Raw genomic sequence first — 18655 nt, forward strand, 5'->3', positions numbered from 1 at the left:
CACGCCACCACGACGGGTGCGCCGGGGGCCCGACCGTTCGAGGCGTCCGAGGACGGCCATTGGGCGGCCGCTGCGTGTCAGACGTACTCCGACGCGGCGTCCAGCAGCCAGTCCGCCAGGTACCCGGCGAAGGACGAACGGACCAGCAGCCAGAATCCCGCTCTGGGCTCGTCCCGTGCGATCAGCACGATCTGCGCCCGGGCCAGGGTGGTCTGGGCGCACCGTCCGGGACCAAAAGCACGTGGGTGCAGATCCAGGGGGCAGCCGTGGGCCAACAGATCGCGGGCGCGGGGGCCCGTGACGAGCAGGGTGGTGCGTTGGGCGGAGACGTCCGTGACCGCCGCCGGCTCGTCGCCGAGAGCCTCACGGATCCGGTTCTCCAGAGCCGGCCGGCTGCCGGGCGGGCTCACGACGAGCCATTCGTCCGGGCCGAGCCAGAGCGCATGGAGGTCCCCGGCCCGTACGACGATGTCGGGTTCGAGGGGCAGTTGGAGGCCCAGGGCGAGGCCGACGGCGTCGGCAGCCGACCCCTTGGGGTCGAGCCGGACGTTGACCTGGGTGAGGAAAGGCAGTTCGGCCAGGCGCACATCGCCGCCCGAGGAACGGGTGGCGGCGGCGAAGCCGTCGGCGGCGTGCGCCAGGGGACTGTGGCGGATCGCGGTGTCAGCCATCGCGGCGGGCTCCCTCGGGGTCGTACAGAACGGGACGTGCCACGGTCACCGGGACCAGACGGTCGCCCACCGGCGCGTACAGCCGCTCGCCGATGCGGTCCCGGCCCCCCTTGATCAGGGCGAGGGCAAAGGTCCGGCCGAGCGCCGCGCTGTGGTAGCTGGAGGTGACGTGGCCGAGCATCGGCACCGGCGGGTCGGGCAGCACACTGTCGGCGACCAGGTGGGTGCCCTCGGGGAGGAACGCGTCCGGGTCCTCCGGGAGCAGGCCGACGAGGTGCTTGCGGTCGCCACGTGTGGTGTCGGCGCGCGCGTGGGAACGCTTGCCGATGAAATCGGGCTTCTTCTTGGACACCACCCAGCTCATGCCGAGGTCCTGGGGGGTGACCGTGCCGTCGGTGTCCTGGCCGATGATCGGATAGCCCTTCTCGGCGCGCAGGACGTGCATGGTCTCCGTGCCGTACGGGGTGATGCCGAACGGGCTCCCTGCCGTGTACAGCGCCTCCCACAGCGTGTGCGCGTCCCACGGCGACACATTGATCTCGTAGGCCAGTTCACCGGAGAAGCTGATGCGGCAGACCCGGGCCGGGATGTTCGCGACGGTCGACTCCCGCCACGCCATGAAGGGGAAGTCGTCGTTCGCGAGGGCCAGTTCGGGGGCGAGGGCGGCCAGCAGCTCGCGGGAGCGCGGGCCGACGAGGGCGACGGTGGCCCACTGCTCGGTGACAGAGGTGCAGTGGACGCGCAGTTCGGGCCACTCTGTCTGGAGCCATTCCTCCATCCAGTCCAAAACGGCGGCTGCGTTGCCGGTCGTGGTGGTGACGAGGAAGCGGTCCTCGGCGAGGCGGATGGCGGTGCCGTCGTCGAAGACCATGCCGTCCAGGCGGCACATGACGCCGTAGCGGATCATGCCGACCTTGAGGGTGCTCATCATGTTGGTGTAGAGCCGGTCGAGGAAGAGGGCGGCGTCGGGACCCTGCACGTCGATCTTGCCGAGGGTGGAGGCGTCCATGAACGCGACTCCCTCACGGGCGGCGCGGCACTCACGGAGCACGGCGGCCTTCATGTCCTCGCCGTCACGCGGGTAGTACCAGGGCCGCTTCCACTGGCCGACGTTCTCGAAGAGAGCGCCGTGGGCGACGTGCCAGTCGTGCAGAGCGGTCACCCGGACGGGGTCGTGGAGCGCGCCGCGGTCGCGGCCGGCGAGCGTGGCGAAGGAGACCGGGGTGTACGGAGGGCGGAAGGTCGTCGTGCCAAGGGCGGAGATGTCGATGCCCAGGAGGTGGGCGACGGTGCCGCCGGCGAGGACGCCGGACGTCTTGCCCTGGTCGTTGGCGGTCCCGGCGGTGGTGTAGCGCTTGGTGTGCTCGACCGAGCGCATACCGGCGCCGGTGGCGCGGGCGAGGTCGTCGACGGTGACATCGCGTTGGAGGTCGACGAAGCGGGGCGCACTGCCGGCGCCGGGGACGACGAAGACCTGCATGGGCGGGGACTGTGGTTCGTCGGCGACGACCGGGAGTCCGGGTGTGCGGGCCGCACACCCCTCGGCCTCGACAGCACGGGCACCGGCGGCGGCGCCCTCGGCGAGGACGCCGGGGAGGTCCATGACGCCGTTCGCCGAGCCTGCGACCTCGACCGCCTGACGGCAGCTGTCGGGTACGAACGAGCCGAGTACCTCGTCGTAGCGCAGTGTGCCGCCTGCCTGGCTGAACAGATGCGTGACCGGGTTCCAGCCGCCGGAGACGAGCAGGAGGTCGGCGGAGAGTTCCCGGCGGGACAGGCCTTCGCCGTACGGTGCGACGGCGACCGCGGTCAGCCGCTGCTCGCCCTCGGTGCCGACCACGGCATGGCCGGTCAGCACCTCGATCCCGGCGTCCTGGGCGCGGCGAGCCCACTCCCCTGGGCCGGGGCGGGTGTCGACGACCGCCGCGATGTCCACGCCCGCCGCCGACAGGTCGAGCGCGGCCGCGTATGCGCTGTCGTTGGTGGTGAAGACGACGGCGCGGCGGCCGGGCAGGACGCCGTAGCGATGGGCGTACGTGCGGGCCGCGGCGGCCAGCATGACACCGGGTCGGTCGTTGTCGGCGAAGGCCAGCGAACGCTCGTGGGCTCCGGTGGCCAGGACGACGCGACGGGCGCGGATGCGCCAGACCCGCTCGCGGGAGACGTGCTCGGGGGCTTCTCCGCCGAGATGGTTGGTGCGGCGCTCGACGGCGAGGACGTGGTTGTCGTCGTAGTAGCCGAAGACGGTGGTGCGGCGCAGGACCCGCACCTCGGGCTCGGCCTCGAGCCGCGCACCCGTATCCCCCGCCCAGTCCAGGAGCCGGCCTGTCCCGAGGAGACTGCCGCCGAGGTCGGGCTGGTCGTCGGCGAGGATCACGCGCGCCCCGCTGCCGGCGGCTGCGGACGCGGCCGCGAGTCCGGCCGGTCCCGCGCCGACGACGAGCAGGTCGCAATGGGCGTGGACGGCGTCGTAGCGGGCGGGGTCGGGGTCGGTGGCGAGTCGTCCCTGCCCGGGGAGGCTGCTCGCGACGAGCCCCTCGTACAGCTCCACGGCCGTCGCGGGCAGCATGGGCTCGGGGAAGGGCTCCTCGATCTGGACGACGGCGTTGGGTTCCTCGACTCCGGCGGAGAAGATGCCGCGGGGGCGGCCGAGCTTGATGCTGGTGCCGGCCCGGATGATTCCGTTGGCGAGGAGGGCGGAGGCGAGGGTGTCGCCCCGGAAGCCCTCGTAGGTCGTGCCGTCGAAGGTGAACGTGAGCGGTTCGTCGCGCCTTACGCGGCCGGCGGCGGGGAGGCGGAAGGGCTGGGTGGCCGTGCCTGCGGCGTCGGGGGCCTGAGGTGTCGTCGACGGGTGCGCCCCGGTGGCCGGGGAGTTCTCCCCAACCGCTCGCGTTCCCGTGACCGGGGCTCCGCTCCGGACCCCGCTCCTCAAACGCCGGAGGGGCTTGAATTCCGCCGGACGGGCCGGGTTCGGCTTCGGCTCACCCGTCCGGTACACCGCCAGGATCTCGTTCGTCGCCGTGTCGCGTACGGCGTTGAACCAGCGCCGGCATCCGGACGCGTGGCTCCAGCGCTCCGCGAACGGGCCCTTGGTGTTGTCGCGGAAGAAGAGGTAGCGCGCCCATTCCTGGTCGGTCAGGGCGGCGGGGTCCTGCGGACAGGGCACATGGGCCTGACCGCCGTAGTGGAATTCGGCCTCGTCACGGGGCCCGCACCAGGGGCATGGGATGAGCAGCATCGATTCGGCTCCTCAGTGGGCGACCGCGGCCGCGCCGTGCTCGTCGACGAGCGCGCCGGTGGTGAATCGGTCGAGCGAGAAGGGGGCGTTGAGGGCGTGGGGGGTGTCGTGGGCAATGGTGTGTGCGTAGACCCAGCCGACGCCCGGGGTGGCCTTGAAGCCGCCCGTGCCCCAGCCGCAGTTGAGATAGAGGTTGTCCACCGGGGTGAGCCCGATGATCGGCGATGCGTCGGGACTGACATCGACGATGCCGCCCCAGGTACGCAGCACATGAGCGCGGGCGAAGACCGGGAAGAGTTCCAGGGCGGCGGACATCTGGTGCTCGATGATGTGGAAGGCGCCGCGCTGTGTGTAGGCGTTGTACGCGTCGATGCCCGCGCCCATCACCAGCTCGCCCTTGTGGGCCTGGCTGACGTACACATGCACGGCGTTGGACATCACGACCGTGGGGTGCACCGGCTCGAGGAGCTCCGAGACCAGCGCCTGCAGCGGGTGGCTCTGCAGTGGCAGTTCGAAGCCCGCCATGGCGGCCAGCACCGAGGTGTGACCGGCCGAGCAGAGCGCCACCTTGCCGGCGGCGATGCGGCCGAGCGTGGTCTGCACGCCGGTGACGCGCCCACCCTGGATGTCGATGCCGGTGACTTCGCAGTTCTGGATGATGTCGACGCCCGCGGCGTCGGCGGAACGCGCCAGGCCCCAGGCGACGTGATCGTGCTTGGCGATGCCGGCCCGTGGCTGGTAGGTGCCGCCCATCACCGGATAGCGCACATCGGGCGAGATGTTGACGATGGGGCAGACGTCCTTGACGGCTTGCGGGTCGAGCCATTCGGCATCCACGCCGTTGAGCCGGTTGGCCTCGACACGGCGGACGCTGTCGCGGACGTCCTGCAGGCTGTGGGCGAGGTTCAGCACACCGCGCTGGGAGAAGAGGATCGGGTAGTCGAGTTCGTCCGCCAGTCCTTCCCACAGTTTGAGGGCGTGTTCGTAGATGCCCGCGCTCTCGTCCCACAGGTAGTTGGAACGGATGATCGTGGTGTTGCGGGCCATGTTGCCGCCCGCGAGCCAGCCCTTCTCCAGGACGGCCACGTTGGTGATGCCGTGGTTCCTCGCCAGGTAGTGGGCGGTCGCGAGACCGTGCCCGCCGCCGCCCACGATCACCACGTCGTACGACGGCTTCGGCTCCGGCGTGCGCCACAGCCGTTGGGGGTGCTCGGGAAGGTCGGCGCCCGGGGTGCGGGGGCTCATCGGACGTCTCCTGACAGGTGCGGGTACAGCGGGTGCTCGGTGTCGGCACCGACGCCCCGCGGCAGCTGGACGGTGTATCCGGTGCGGGCAGGGTCGGCGGTGAGCCCGTCGATGACGGTCTCCACCTGTTGCTGCGTCGCGTCGGCGGCCGGTTCGCGCCGGATGAAGGCGATCGGAGCCTGCTCGCAGCCGCGGTGCTTCCCGGCGACGTACGCACGACTGCCGGGGTCGTCGCCGACGGCCACGGTGCCGAGGCCGGGGTTGCTTCCCCGCGCGGCCGGTGTGGCGACGCGGTCGGTGCGGATCGCGGCGGCGGGACGGCGTCCGTCGAGGACCTTTGCGCTCACGTTGCTCCTCTCGTAACCGGGTGCGGCATGGCGGGTGGTGGTCCCCACCCGTTCCTCCTCCAGAGCTCCGCCCGGGCGGCACTCGGCGGAACGTTCGCCCGCACCCCCTAACCGCGCAGACGGGACATGGAGGGGTCGAACAGCGGCTCGTCGGCGACGACCGCTTCCACACGCTGGTCGAAGTAGCCGATGTGTACGGCGGTCCCCGGCGTGGCGAGCTCGGCCGGCAGCCACGCGTAGGCGATCGCCTTGCCTATCGTGTAGCCGTACGCCGCACTGGTGACATGGCCGACGGGCCGGTCGCCGTCGTACACCGGCTCCTTGCCCATGACGACGGCCTGGGGGTCGTCGATGGTCAGACAGGTGAGACGGCGCCGCACATCCGCCCTGCGCCGCTCCAGCGCGGCCTTTCCGATGAAGTCGCCCTTGTCCGGCTTGACGGCGAAGCCGAGCCCCGCCTCATAGGGGTCGTGCTCATAGGTCATGTCCGTGCCGAAGGAGCGGTAGCCCTTCTCCAGACGGAGGCTGTTGAAGGCGCCGCGGCCGGCGGCGATGCCGCCGAGGGGCTGAGCGGCCTGCCACAGCGTGTCCCACAGCTTCAGGCCCATGTCGGCGGTGGTGTACAGCTCCCAGCCGCGTTCGCCGACGTACGACAGGCGCATCGCGGTGACGGGCACGGAGCCGACATGGGCACGCTTGGCGCGGAAGTACTTCAGCCCGTCGCCCGAGAAGTCCGAGTCGGCCAGCGGCTGGAGGACCTCGCGGGCCAGCGGGCCCCACAGGCCGATGCAGCAGGTGCCGGCGGTGATGTCACGTACCTGGACCGACCCGTCCGACGGCAGATGACGGGTGAGCCAGTCGAGGTCCAGGCTGCCGTTGGCGCCGACCTGGAAGTGGTCACGGCCGAGTCGCGCGACGGTGATGTCGCTGCGGATGCCGCCGTTCTCGTCGAGGAGCAGGGTGTACGTCACCGAGCCGACCGACTTGTCGACGTTGCCGGTGGACAGCCACTGGAGGAAGGCGGCGGCGCCGCGACCCGTGACTTCCAGGCGCTTGAGGGCCGTCATGTCGTACATCGCGACGGTCTCGCGGGTGGTCTGGGCCTCGGCGCCGACGACGGGCGACCAGTAGCGCGCCGCCCAGTCGTTCGGGGTGGGAATGGAACGGCCCTCGACGAGCTGCGCGTTGGCCTCGTACCACTGGGGCCGCTCCCAGCCGGTGGCCTCCAGGAAGAAGGCGCCGAGCTCCTGCTGGCGGGCGTAGAAGGGGCTGGTGCGCAGGGGCCTGGGCGCGCCGGACGGCTGAAGGGGATGCAGGATGTCGTAGACCTCGGCGAAGTTCTGGCAGTCGCGCGCCAGGACGTACTCCGGGGAGAGCTGGTGCGGCTCGAAACGGTTGACGTCGCACTCGTGCAGATCGAAGGACGAACAGTGACCGTCCACGAGCCATTCGGCCACCGCGCGGGCCACGCCGGCGGAGTGGGTGACCCACACGGCCTCGGCGACCCAGAAGCCCTTGACGTCAGGTGATTCGCCGAGCAACGGCAGTCCGTCGGTGGTGAAGGAGAAAAGGCCGTTGATGCCCTCTTCGATCTTGGCGTCGCGGGTTGCGGGCAGCAGCGAGCGGGTCTCGGCCCAGGCGTCCGCGAAGTCGTCCTCGGTGAACTTCAGGACGGAGGGCATCTGCTCGGCCTCGTCCACCGAAGCGATGTCTTCCGGGTCGACGGGCATGGGCCGGTGACCGTAGTAGCCGATGCCTATGCGGTCGAAGCGGTCGCGGTAGTACAGGTCCGCGTCCTGGTGGCGCAGGATCGGACGGACGGCCTCCTCGGCCTGGCCTTCCAGCGCGGGGACGGGGCCGGTCCAGGCGAGCTGATGGGCGAGCGGGGTCAGCGGGAGGTTCATGCCGACCATGCGGGCGATCTTCGGGCCCCAGATACCGGCGCAGCACACGACGATGTCGGCGGGGATCTCTCCCTGGGCCTGCGGCTGGGGGGCCTCCAGGTCGGTGACGACGACTGCGCTGACCCTGCCCTCGTTCTGTACGACGTCGAGGACCTCGTGGCGGGGGAGGAAGCGTACGCCGCGCTCGGTGGCCCGCCGGATCTGGGCCTCGACGGCGAGGACGGCTTTGGCCAGGCCGTCGGTGGGGACCAGCAGGCCGCCCAGCACGCGCTCGCGGTCCACCAGCGGGTGAAGTTCGACGCACGCCTCGGGGCTCAGCAGCCGGGACTCGATGCCCCAGGCGGTGACCCAGCCGTGGCGACGGTGCAGCTCGGTCAGCCGCTCGGGGGTGGTGGCCACCTCGAGTCCGCCGACCTGCAGGAAGCAGGGCTCCCCGTCGACGTCGAGGCCGCAGAGCTTCTCGACGGTGTAGCGGGCGAGCTCGGTCATCGTCTTCGAGGAATTCGTCTGGAAGACAAGCCCCGGCGCGTGGGACGAGGACCCGCCGGTGGCGGGGAGGGGGCCCTGGTCGACGACCGTGATGTCGGTCCAGCCTGCGAAGGACAGTTCGTCGGCGAGCGCCGCTCCCACGACGCCCGCTCCGATGATGACCACTCGGGGACCCGCCATCGCCACACCTCCACCTTGAAAGCGATCCAGTTGCTGTCAGCGCAACAAGCTTCAGGTTGCGCAACTCACGATGCCGGTCACCGAGGTAGGTGTCAAGGGGGCTTCCACGGTCGTCACCAGGGCAGAAAACGAGCCGTGCCCGGAAGGCTGTCACGGCAGCCCGCCGGGCACGGCTGTGCTTCTCGACCCCTCTCGCGGATCAGCTGTTCATGAGCCGGGAGTCGACTTACGGATCAGCTCTTGAGCCAGGCGTCGACCTTGCCGCGGTTGGCGTCCACCCACTTCTTGGCCGCCGCCTCCGGCGTCATCTTGTCCTCGGCGATGTACTTCGCCACGACGTTCTGGTCGTCGTTGGTCCAGGTGAAGTTCTTCACGAGGTCGTAGGCGGGGCTCCCCGAGCCGGCGAACTTCTTGCTGACGATCTTGTCCAGCTGGTACTCGGGGTAGTCACAGGCCACTTTCTCCGCGTCGGCGTCGCAACCGGCGGTGTACTTCGGCAGATTCACCTTCACCAGGTCGATCTCCGACAGGAACCACTGGGGCGCGTAGAAATACCCGATCACCCAGGTCTTCTTGGCCTCGGCCTGCCGGAACGCCTGGATCAGCGCCGCCTCGCTGCCGCCGTAGACAACCTTGTAGTCAAGTTTGAGATTCTTCACCAGGGCGGCGTCGTTCGTGACGAACGACGGGTCGCCGTCGAGGAACTGGCCCTTCGCACCCGACTCCGACGTCTTGAAATTGGCGGCGTACTTGTTGAGGTTCTTCCAGTCGGTGATGTCCGGGTGCTTCTTCGCCAGCCACGGCGGCACGAACCAGCCGATGACGCCCTTGTTGCCGGTCGCGCCGGCCGACACGGCGGTCTTCTGGTCGGTGATGTACTTCTTCTTCAGGTCGTCGTGCCCCCAGTTCTCGACGACGGCATCCACCTCTCCGGTGCCGAAGCCCTGCCAGGCGACCTCTTCCTTGAGGTCCTTCTTGGTGACCTGGCACTTGAGGTCGTGCTCGGCGACGTACGCGATGACCGCCGCATTGGCCTCGTATCCGACCCAGGGGTTGATCGCGAGGTTGAACGTGCCGCATGTGCCGGAGGCGCCGCCCGATGCGCCGGCCCCCGACTCCCCGACCTTGGCGCCGCTGCAGCCGGCGACAGCGGCCAGGCCCAGCGCCGCGAGACCGGCCACCACGGCCCGCCGTCTCGCGGGCCGCGACTGCGTAATGAAGTTCCCCATCATGTGCTGCCTCCTGTGCTTCTTGCTGTGGCTGCCGGGACCCGGCCGCACTAGCGGGCGCCGGGCATTGCCGTGCGCCGTGCCGCCGCCTGAGTGATCCGGTCGAACATGACCCCGAGCAGAACGATGGCGAGGCCCGCCGCGAGGCCCTTGCCGTACAACTGGCCCTGGGAGAAACCGGCGACGACGTCGTAGCCCAGGGCGCCCGCACCGACCAGCCCGCCCACGACCACCATGGACAGGACGTAGATCAGACCCTGGTTGGTCGCGAGTGTCAGAGCGCTGCGTGACATGGGGAGCTGGACCTTGGTGATGATCTGCCAGGTGCTGGAGCCGGCTGCCGTGGCGGCCTCCACCGTGGTCTGTGGCACCGCCCGCACACCGTCCGCGATGATCTTGATCGTCACGGGGGCCGCGAAGACGACCGCGGCGATGATCGCCGTGAACCGTGTGGCTCCGAACAGGGCGAGAAACGGCACCAGATACACGAACGAGGGCATGGTCTGGCCCGCGTCGAGACTGGGTCTGATCAGCCGGTCGGCCAGCGGACTGCGGCCCATCCAGACGCCGGCCACGACGCCGAGCAGCATCACGATCAGAGTCGCCACCGCCGTGGAGGCCAGCGTCGTCATGCTGTCCGACCACATTCCGGTCCCGACGAGCAGGGCCACACAGACCGCCGCGGTGGCACCCGCGGGCCACCCGCCGAGCACGGCGCCGACGGCGACGAGGACCGCACCGACCAGCCACCAGGGGGACTCGGTGAGCAATGCCTCGAAGGGGTTGAGCAGCACTGTGCTGATCAGGTCCCTGGTTCCGTTGGTCAGCCCGCCGAAGGTGTCCTGCGTCCACAGCGTGACCGAGTCCGCCGTGCGGGCGATCCCGCTGCCGAGCCCGGCCTCGCCGGGGAACCGGGCTGCCCACACATAGGTGTGGGACAGCCACACGCACACCGCGGCCGCTGCGCCGCCTGCCATCAGCAGCGGGCGGCGCCACTTCGCGAAGCGGCCGGCGCGGCGCTTCCTCGCGGCCTCCACCTGGTCGCCCGCCGCGGTCGTCACCCGGTCCAGCACGATCGCCATGACCACGATGGCGAGGCCGGCGTTGAAGGCGACTCCGACGTCGAGCGTCTGGAGCGCCTTGACGACCGTCTTGCCCAGCCCGGGCGCGTCGATCAGGGCAGCGATGGTGACCATGGAGAGCGCGGCCATGATGGTCTGGTTCACGCCCATCACGACGGTCCGCTTGGACATGGGCAGCAGCACTTTGGTGAGCGTCTGCCGTCGGGTCGATCCCAGCGACTCGGCGGCCTCGACCGTGGTCGCGGGCACCGAGCGGATCGCGTGCGCGGTGATGCGAATGGCGGGAGGCGCTGCGTAGATGAGCGTGGCGATCGTCGCGGACGCCGGGCCGATGAGGAAGAACAGCGTCAGCGGGGCCAGATAGACGAAGGTCGGCATCGTCTGCATGAAGTCCAGGAACGGCGTCAGCACACGGTTCACCCGGTCGGAAAGACCGGCCCAGATGCCGAGCGGGATACCGATGAGCAGGGAGACGAAGACCGCCGACAGAGTCAGGGCCAGCGTGTCCATGCTCTCCTGCCACAGTCCCTGCAGCCCGAAGAAGACGAACCCGGCCATGGCCAGGGCGGCGACACGGATGTTCCCGATGGCCCAGGAGACGTAGCCGGCGAGGGCGACGACGCCCAGCCAGCCGATGACGGGGACGGGGCGCCCGCCCTGCGGCTGGGAGATCAGCGACTGGACGAAGGTGACGAGATGGTCGATGACCAGCCGTATCTCGTTGAAGAAGTAGAGGAAGACCGGGTTGCTGTTGCGGTTCGCACCGATGCTGTCGTTGACCGAGTTGAACCAGCGGTGCAGGTCCGTAAGATCGGCCGCCGCCAGCGTCAGCGTCTGCCGCCCTCGCAGGGCGGCGAACAGCACCAGCCACGCGACCACGATCGCGGCCACCACGATGCGGCGGCTGACTCGGCGCGCGTCCGCGACCGGGGCCGCGGTGTCGGCGACGACAGCCATCACGCGTCGCCTTCCTGTCCGGCGACGACCGCGAGGATCTCCTCGTCGCCGACGATGCCCAGCAGCCGCCCGCCCTCGACGACCCTGACCGGTCTGTCGGCCGCGAGCACAGCCCGCGTCGCCTCGCGCACCACGACGTCCGGGCCCAGTTCCGGGCCGTCGAGGGCGTCGTCGGGCTCGGGCGCGCGCATGATCCAGCGCAGGGTCAGCACCTCGGCACGGGGCACGTCCTTGACGAACTCGCGCACATAGTCGTCCGCGGGCGCGCCGACCAGTTCGTCACCGGTGCCGCACTGGACCATTTTGCCGTCGCGCATGATGAGGATGCGGTCGCCGAGCTTGAGCGCCTCGGACAGGTCGTGGGTGATGAAGACCATGGTCTTACCGACCTCGTGGTGCAGTCGGATGACCTCGTTCTGCATGTCGCGGCGGATCAGCGGGTCGAGCGCGGAGAACGGCTCGTCGAAGAAGAGCACGTCCGGATCGCCGGCGAGCGCCCGGGCGAGACCGACGCGCTGCTGCATGCCGCCGGAGAGCTGGTCCGGGTAGGAGTTCTCGTATCCCGCCAGGCCGACCAGTTCGACGACCTCCCGGGCACGCCTGGTGCGCTCGGCCCTGCCCATGCCGCGTATCTCCAGGCCGTACGACACATTGTCGATGACCCGGCGGTGGGGCAACAGCCCGAAGTGCTGGAAGACCATGGAGAATTTGCGGCGCCGCAGCTCGCGCAGCCGCCTGGCGTCCGCACCGCGGATGTCCTCGCCCTCGAAGTTGACTTCACCCGCGGTGGGTTCGATCAGCCGGGTGAGACATCGCACCAGCGTGGACTTGCCGGAGCCGGACAGACCCATGACGACGAAGACCTCGCCGGGCGACACCTCGAAGTTCACATCCCGGACGGCGGCGGTGCATCCCGTACGGTCCATGAGCTCGCGGCGGGTGAGCCCGCACAGCTCCTCGGAATCCGGCACCTGGTCGGCCTTGGGCCCGAACACCTTCCACAGCCCGCGCACGGAGATGACCGGGGCTCTGTCCTGATCCTTGGACATGCCGCGCCGCTGCGGCAGTTCAGTCTGTGTTGGGGGCACGGTCGACCTCTCTTCGGCGTTCAGCCACGGAACCAGTGCTGCGGCCGGGGTTGGATGTTCTGCCAGATGTGCTTGGGCTCGCGGTATTCGTCCATGCCTGCGGGCCCCAGTTCCCGGCCCACGCCCGAGTGCCCGAAGCCACCCCATTCCGCCTGCGGCACGTAGGGGTGGTAGTCGTTGATCCACACGGTGCCGTGGCGCAGCCGTCGCGCGACCCGCTGGGCCTTGCCCGGGTCCTGCGTCCAGACGGCTCCGGCGAGTCCGTACTCGGTGTCGTTGGCGATGCGTACGGCGTCGTCCTCGCCGCTGAAGCGCTCGACGGTCAGCACGGGGCCGAAGGACTCCTCGTGCACCACCCGCATGTCCTGGCGGCACTCGTCGAGCACGGTCGGCGGGTAGTAATAGCCGTTCCCGAGTGCGGGGTCCTCGGGGCGGCTGCCGCCACAGCGCAGTACGGCCCCTTCGGCGAGACCCGTGGCGACATACGCCTCGACCTTCTGCCGGTGCTGCGCGGAGACCAGTGGTCCCGTATCGGCCCCGGGATCGAAGGGGCCGCCCAGACGGATGCGCCCGGCACGGCGCACGACCTCGTCGACGAAGGCGTCATGGAGGCAGTCCTCGACGATCAGGCGGGCGCCGGCCGAGCAGACCTGCCCGGAATGCAGGAAGACGGCCGTGAGGGCGAAGTCCACCGCGGTCTCGAAATCGGCGTCGGCGAAAACGACGTTGGGGTTCTTGCCGCCCAGTTCGAGAGCGACCTTCTTCACGGTCGCGGCAGCTGTGGCCATGATCCTTCGGCCGGTGTCCAGGCCCCCGGTGAAGGAGATCATGTCGACGGCCGGGTCCTCGGACAGCGGTGCGCCCACCTCGGGGCCGGCGCCCAGCACGAGGTTGGCAACGCCGGCCGGCATACCGGCTTCCTCAAGTGCCCGCACCAGCAGGATCGATGTCGAGGGGGTGAGCTCGCTCGGCTTCAGAACGATCGTGTTTCCGGCAACAAGAGCGGGGGCGACCTTCCACGACGCCTGGAGCAGCGGGTAGTTCCACGGGGTGATCAACCCGCATACGCCGACCGGCTCGTAGGTGACACGGCTGACGGCGTCGTCGCGCCCGGTGTCGACCACGCGGCCGGCGTTGGTGCCCGCGATCCCGCCGTAGTAGCGGAGACAGGAGACCACGTCGGTGATGTCGTACTCGCTCTCCACCAGCCGTTTGCCGGTGTCCAGCGATTCGGCCCGGGCGAACTCCTTGGCGTCGCGCTCGATCAGATCGGCGGTACGCAGCAGCAGGGCGCCACGCTCCCGCTCGGGGGTGCACGGCCAGGGTCCTTCGTCGAAAGCCCGGCGGGCGGCGGCGATCGCGGCCTCGCTGTCGGCCCGGGTGCCTTCCGACACGACCGCCACAAGCGACCCGTCCGCGGGGCAGTGGATCTCCCGGTGGCCCCCGGCCACCGGATCGCACCATTCTCCGTCCAGATACAGGTCTGCCACGAGCGGAACCCTTCGAGCGAAGTTCGTTGCGCATCACGCACCGCATTGCTTGTGGTGGAACACCATGCTCGAACCGTGTGACCTTCGTCAAGAGGCACGGCGGGCGGATTCCACCCCCGGCCCCAGTTGCCCCGCCTCCCTTGACCAGGGGCCACGACAGGCTGAACATGTTGCGTATCACTCACCGTGTTGTGCAATACGCACCAACGGAGGCTGCCATGTCCCCTCGACCGCAACCTGGCCGTGAATACGTCCTCACGCTCTCGTGCCCGGACCAGGCCGGCCTGGTGCACGCCGTGAGCGGCTATCTGGTCAGGAACTCCGGCAACATCCTGGAGAGCCAGCAGTTCGACGAGCGGCTTCAGGGACGCTTCTTCATGAGGGTCCACTTCGATGTTTCCGACCCGGACACCGACTTGAAAAACTTGCGTGACCGATTCGGCCCCGTCGCCGAGGCCTACCGGATCTCGTGGACCCTGCGGGACGCCTCGACCCCGACCCGAACGCTCATCATGGTCTCGAAGTTCGGCCACTGTCTGAACGATCTGCTCTTCCGCCGGCGCACCGGCGCGCTCAACATCGAGATCCCGGCGATCGTCTCCAACCACGAGGAGTTCGAGGAGCTTGCCGGGACCTACGGCATCCCCTTTCACCACATCCCGGTGAGCAGGGAGACGAAGGCAGAGGCGGAGGCACGACTTCTGGAGCTGGTGCGCGACCTGGACATCGACCTGGTGGTGCTCGCCCGCTACATGCAGATCCTCTCCGACGACCTGTGCAAGCAGCTCGAGGGCCGGGCCATCAACATCCACCACTCCTTCCTGCCGAGTTTCAAGGGCGCACGCCCGTACCTGCAGGCGTACGAGCGCGGCGTGAAGCTCGTCGGCGCGACGGCGCACTATGTCACTCCGGACCTGGACGAGGGGCAGATCATCGAGCAGGACGTGGTCCGCGTGGATCATTCGCTCGACCCGGACGAACTGGTCACGGTCGGGCGGGACGTGGAGGCGCAGGTGCTGGCGCATGCGGTGAAGTGGCACAGCGAGAGCCGGGTCATGGTGGACGGAAACCGGACGGTGGTCTTCCGCTGAGCCGTACGCGATTGCGGAAGCGGGGTTTCTTCCTCACCCCGCCCCCTAAGCGGCCTGGCGGCCGTGGAAGGTACCCCCATCCCGAACGGGGGGCAGGCCACCAGACCCCCGCACGGCGTGAGGTGGGGTACCTCCCACGCCCGCAAGGCATAGGAGGAGTGTCCTCCCACGGACGAAGAGATTGAGGCGCGGGGTCCGGGGCAGAGCCCCAGCTAGCAACCGTCGAGGCGCTCCAGCATGCCGCGACGCCACCGCTCCGTCTCGGCGATCTGGTTGAACGTGAACAGGTGCAGGCCCGCCACCCCCGCCGAAGGCGCGGTCAGCGCGGGCGCGCTGCGCCGCAGCAGCCGATCGGGCGAGTAGCCGCCCGGCGCTGCGAAGCGCAGGAACCAGGAGGCGTGCCCGGCCAGGAAGCGCGCCGACTCCCCCACGCCTGCCTTCGCCGCCATCGCCAGCAGCTTCGTACGCTCCACGGGTCCGGCCACGCCCACGTGCACCGGGAGCGTGACATCGCGCCGGCGGACCCGCGTCACCCACTCCGCGAGCGCGCGCGGGTCGAAGCACAGGTTGCTGACGATGTACGTCGCGTGCGCGCACTTGTCCCACATCGCCTGGATGGTGATGTCGTCGGCGATGAGCGGATGCCTCTGGGGGTAGCCGGTGATGCCGACCCCGGCGAAGGGGCTGCCCAGCTCGCCCAGCCGCCGCAGCACGGGCAGCGCCCCCTCGTACGGGCCGGCCGGCGGATCCGCGTCCCCCGCCGGTACGAAGACGTCGTCCACGCCCACCTCCCGCAGCCGGTGGACCACCTCCGCCACATGGGCGCCGCCCCGCAGCAGCCGGGCCGGCACGTGCGGCACGACAGGGTAGCCGTGCGCCGCCAGCCGGGTCGCGAGGTCAAGGGTCGGCTCGAGGCCTTTGACCGGAGAGGCGGTGACCGTGACCACCACGTCGAGCGGCACATGGGCGAGGACCTTGTCCTCGGTGGACGCCGCCGGCAGGACCTCGTAGCGGACGTTCTTCAGCAGCGTTCTCACCGGGGGTCACGGTGCCGGTAGTACTGAGCCTTGGAGGGCGCGAGCGGCTCCCTGCCGAGGATGAGGTCGGCGGCCTTCTCCGCGATCATCATCACGGGTGCGTAGATGTTGCCGTTGGTGACGTAGGGCATCACGGAGGCGTCCACGACGCGCAGCCCCTCGAGTCCGTGCACGCGCATGCTCTCCGGGTCGACCACGGCCATCTCGTCGGTGCCCATCTTGCAGGTGCAGGAGGGGTGCAGGGCTGTCTCGCCCTCCTGCGCGACCCAGGCGAGGATCTCCTCGTCGCTCCGCACGGACGGTCCGGGCGAGATCTCCCCGTCGTTGTACGGCGCGAGCGCGGGCTGCTCGAGGAGCTTGCGGGTCACCCGGATCGCCTCGACCCACTCACGCCGGTCCTGTTCGGTGGAGAGGTAGTTGAAGCGCAGGGCGGGGTGCTCGCGCGGGTCCTTGCTCTTGATCTTCACGGAGCCGAGGGCGTCGGAGTACATGGGTCCGACGTGCACTTGGTAGCCGTGCCCGCCGGCGGGCGAGGTCCCGTCGTAGCGGACTGCGATGGGCAGGAAGTGGAACATCAGGTTGGGGTAGTCCACATCCTCGTTGCTGCGGGCGAAGCCGCCTGCCTCGAAGTGGTTGGTGGCGGCCGGGCCCTTGCGGAAGAGCCACTGCAGCCCGATGAAGGGATAGCGGTACCACTTCATGTACGGCTGCATGGAGACCGGCTGCTTGCAGGCGTACTGGACGTACACCTCCAGGTGGTCCTGCAGGTTCTCTCCGACGCCCGGCAGATGGTGGACGACGTCGATTCCCAGGGACCCCAGCTCCTCGGAGTTCCCGACGCCGGAGAGCTGCAGCAGCTGCGGGGAGTTGATCGCACCGCCGCAGAGGATGACCTCGCGTGCTCGCACCTGCTGGACCGCTCCCCTCCCGCGCCGGTACTCGACGCCGACGGCCCGTTTGCCCTCGAAGATCACGCGGGTGACGAGGGCGCGGGTCCTCACGTCAAGGTTCGGCCGCCTCTTCACGGGCTTGAGGTATGCCTTCGAGGCCGACAGGCGGCGTCCGCGGTGGACATTGCGGTCGAAGGGCGCGAAGCCTTCCTGCCGGTAGCCGTTGACGTCGTCGGTGCGGGGGTAGCCGGCTTCCTGGGCCGCCTGGAGGAAGGCGGGGAAGAGCGGGCTGGAGGCCGGGCCGCGCTCGAGGACGAGGGGGCCGTCGTGGCCGCGGAACTCGTCGTCCGAATCGGCCGCCAGGCAGTTCTCCATCCGCCGGAAGTACGGCAGGCAGTGGGCGTAGTCCCACTTCTCCATGCCCGGGTCGGCCGCCCACCGCTCGTAGTCCATGGGGTTGCCGCGCTGAAAGATCATGCCGTTGATGCTGCTGGAACCGCCGAGTACCTTGCCGCGGGCGTGGTAGACGCGACGGCCGCCCATGTGGGGCTCGGGCTCGGACGCGTACTTCCAGTCGTAGAAGCGGCTGCCGATGGGGAAGGTCAGCGCCGCGGGCATGTGGATGAAGACGTCCCAGGGGTAGTCGGACCGGCCGGCTTCCAGCACCAGCACCCGGTTGCCCGGATCGGCGGAGAGCCTGTTCGCCAGTGCGCTGCCGGCCGATCCGCCGCCGACGATGACGAAGTCGTACTGCAGGGGAGCCATGGCTGCCTCGTCTCGATCTCGCCGTTCGATACGCGTGGCATGCTAGTACGAGTATCGCTATACGCACCAGGTTGCGAGCAACGCAACTTGTAGGGGCACTGAGCCGCACGCCCGGCCGTTGTTTACTGCGCGTATAGTTTCGCTGTGAGCAACTACAGCGCAGATACCGAAACGACAGGTGCGCAGCCCGGCGGGGTCCAGTCCGTCGACCGCGCGATCAGCGTGCTGGAAATCCTTGCCCAGCACGGCGAAGCGGGCGTCAGCGACGTGGCGGCCGAGATCGACGTCCACAAATCCACCGCATTCCGCCTGCTCGGCGCGCTGGAGTCGCGCGGTCTGGTGGAGCAGGCGGGCGAGCGCGGCAAATACCGTCTCGGCTTCGGCATCGTGCGCCTGGCCGGCGCGGTCACGGGCCGCATCGAGGTCACACAGCAGGGCCGCCCGGTCTGCGAGCGCCTCGCGGAGCAGATCGGCGAGACCGTCAACATCGCCGTGATGCAGGAGCACTTCGCGATCAACCTCTTCCAGGTGCGCGGCCCGGCAGCGGTCGCGGCGCACAACTGGGTCGGCCAGCTGACCCCTCTGCACGCCACCTCCAGCGGCAAGATCCTGCTGGCCCATCTGCCGGCCAAGGAGCGCGCCGAGCTCCTGTCGCAGACAGGGCTGAAGAAGATGACCCCCCACACCCTGACCGCCAGGACAAAGCTCGAGAAGAACCTCGCCGAGGCCAGGGAGATCGGCTACTCCTGGACCCATGAGGAGCTGGAGCTCGGGCTGCACGCCATGGCCGCGCCGATCCGCTCCCGGGACGGAGACGTCATCGCGGCGCTCAGCGCCTCGGGGCCCTCGTACCGGCTGACCGACGAGCGGATGCGCGAGGTCGCCCCGCTGCTGATCGAGGGGGCGGACGAGATCAGTCACCGGATGGGCTACCTGGGTTGACCTCTCGGTC

13 protein-coding genes are annotated in these 18655 nt (G+C 69.6%); 2 read left to right on the forward strand and 11 right to left on the reverse strand.

All coding sequences use genetic code 11. From position 1 onward, the window contains the following. Positions 1-77 precede the first annotated feature (77 nt). From ACFYWI_RS29395 to ACFYWI_RS29435, 9 genes are all read right to left on the reverse strand, one after another. Positions 78-671: a sarcosine oxidase subunit gamma gene (locus ACFYWI_RS29395; RefSeq protein WP_389238258.1), complete on the reverse strand. Its 594-nt coding sequence runs from the start codon at positions 669-671 to the stop codon at positions 78-80. Beyond that, a complete protein-coding gene (locus ACFYWI_RS29400) occupies positions 664-3909 on the reverse strand; it encodes a sarcosine oxidase subunit alpha family protein (RefSeq protein ID WP_389238260.1) in 3246 nt (1081 codons plus the stop codon). The genes ACFYWI_RS29395 and ACFYWI_RS29400 overlap by 8 nt, the downstream gene beginning before the upstream one ends. A 12-nt stretch (positions 3910-3921) precedes the next feature. Then, positions 3922-5154 (reverse strand): sarcosine oxidase subunit beta family protein, encoded by a 1233-nt coding sequence (locus tag ACFYWI_RS29405; protein ID WP_389238262.1) that lies wholly within the window; start codon positions 5152-5154, stop codon positions 3922-3924. Then, positions 5151-5549: a tetrahydrofolate dehydrogenase/cyclohydrolase catalytic domain-containing protein gene (locus ACFYWI_RS29410; RefSeq protein WP_389238264.1), complete on the reverse strand. Its 399-nt coding sequence runs from the start codon at positions 5547-5549 to the stop codon at positions 5151-5153. The genes ACFYWI_RS29405 and ACFYWI_RS29410 overlap by 4 nt, the downstream gene beginning before the upstream one ends. Positions 5550-5608: 59 nt before the next feature. Next, positions 5609-8074, reverse strand: a complete 2466-nt coding sequence (locus ACFYWI_RS29415; RefSeq protein ID WP_389238266.1) for an FAD-dependent oxidoreductase — start codon at positions 8072-8074, stop codon at positions 5609-5611. Positions 8075-8307: 233 nt separating this feature from the next. Then, on the reverse strand, positions 8308-9306 hold the full coding sequence (locus ACFYWI_RS29420; protein ID WP_389238268.1) for an ABC transporter substrate-binding protein: 999 nt from the start codon (positions 9304-9306) through the stop codon (positions 8308-8310). Positions 9307-9353: 47 nt separating this feature from the next. Then, positions 9354-11342, reverse strand: a complete 1989-nt coding sequence (locus ACFYWI_RS29425; RefSeq protein ID WP_389238270.1) for an ABC transporter permease — start codon at positions 11340-11342, stop codon at positions 9354-9356. Next, complete coding sequence (locus tag ACFYWI_RS29430; protein WP_389238272.1) at positions 11342-12430, reverse strand: glycine betaine/L-proline ABC transporter ATP-binding protein; 1089 nt, start codon at positions 12428-12430, stop codon at positions 11342-11344. The genes ACFYWI_RS29425 and ACFYWI_RS29430 overlap by 1 nt, the downstream gene beginning before the upstream one ends. Positions 12431-12450: 20 nt before the next feature. Continuing rightward, positions 12451-13920, reverse strand: a complete 1470-nt coding sequence (locus ACFYWI_RS29435) for an aldehyde dehydrogenase family protein (protein WP_389238274.1) — start codon at positions 13918-13920, stop codon at positions 12451-12453. Between the two features lie 218 nt (positions 13921-14138). Here ACFYWI_RS29435 and purU point away from each other — a divergent pair, with 218 nt between their 5' ends. Next, complete coding sequence (gene purU, locus ACFYWI_RS29440; protein ID WP_389238276.1) at positions 14139-15011, forward strand: formyltetrahydrofolate deformylase; 873 nt, start codon at positions 14139-14141, stop codon at positions 15009-15011. A gap of 212 nt (positions 15012-15223) precedes the next feature. Here purU and ACFYWI_RS29445 read toward each other — a convergent pair whose 3' ends face one another. Further along, positions 15224-16048, reverse strand: coding sequence for a 5,10-methylenetetrahydrofolate reductase (locus tag ACFYWI_RS29445; protein ID WP_389238278.1), 825 nt, complete (start codon positions 16046-16048; stop codon positions 15224-15226). Further along, complete coding sequence (betA, locus tag ACFYWI_RS29450; protein WP_389238280.1) at positions 16045-17703, reverse strand: choline dehydrogenase; 1659 nt, start codon at positions 17701-17703, stop codon at positions 16045-16047. The genes ACFYWI_RS29445 and betA overlap by 4 nt, the downstream gene beginning before the upstream one ends. A 144-nt stretch (positions 17704-17847) precedes the next feature. Between betA and ACFYWI_RS29455 the strand changes: the two genes are divergently transcribed. Then, complete coding sequence (locus tag ACFYWI_RS29455; RefSeq protein ID WP_389238282.1) at positions 17848-18645, forward strand: IclR family transcriptional regulator; 798 nt, start codon at positions 17848-17850, stop codon at positions 18643-18645. The last annotated feature ends 10 nt before the right edge of the window (positions 18646-18655 follow it).

This window comes from Streptomyces sp. NPDC002889, assembly GCF_042888425.1.
In the GTDB taxonomy this organism is placed as follows: domain Bacteria; phylum Actinomycetota; class Actinomycetes; order Streptomycetales; family Streptomycetaceae; genus Streptomyces.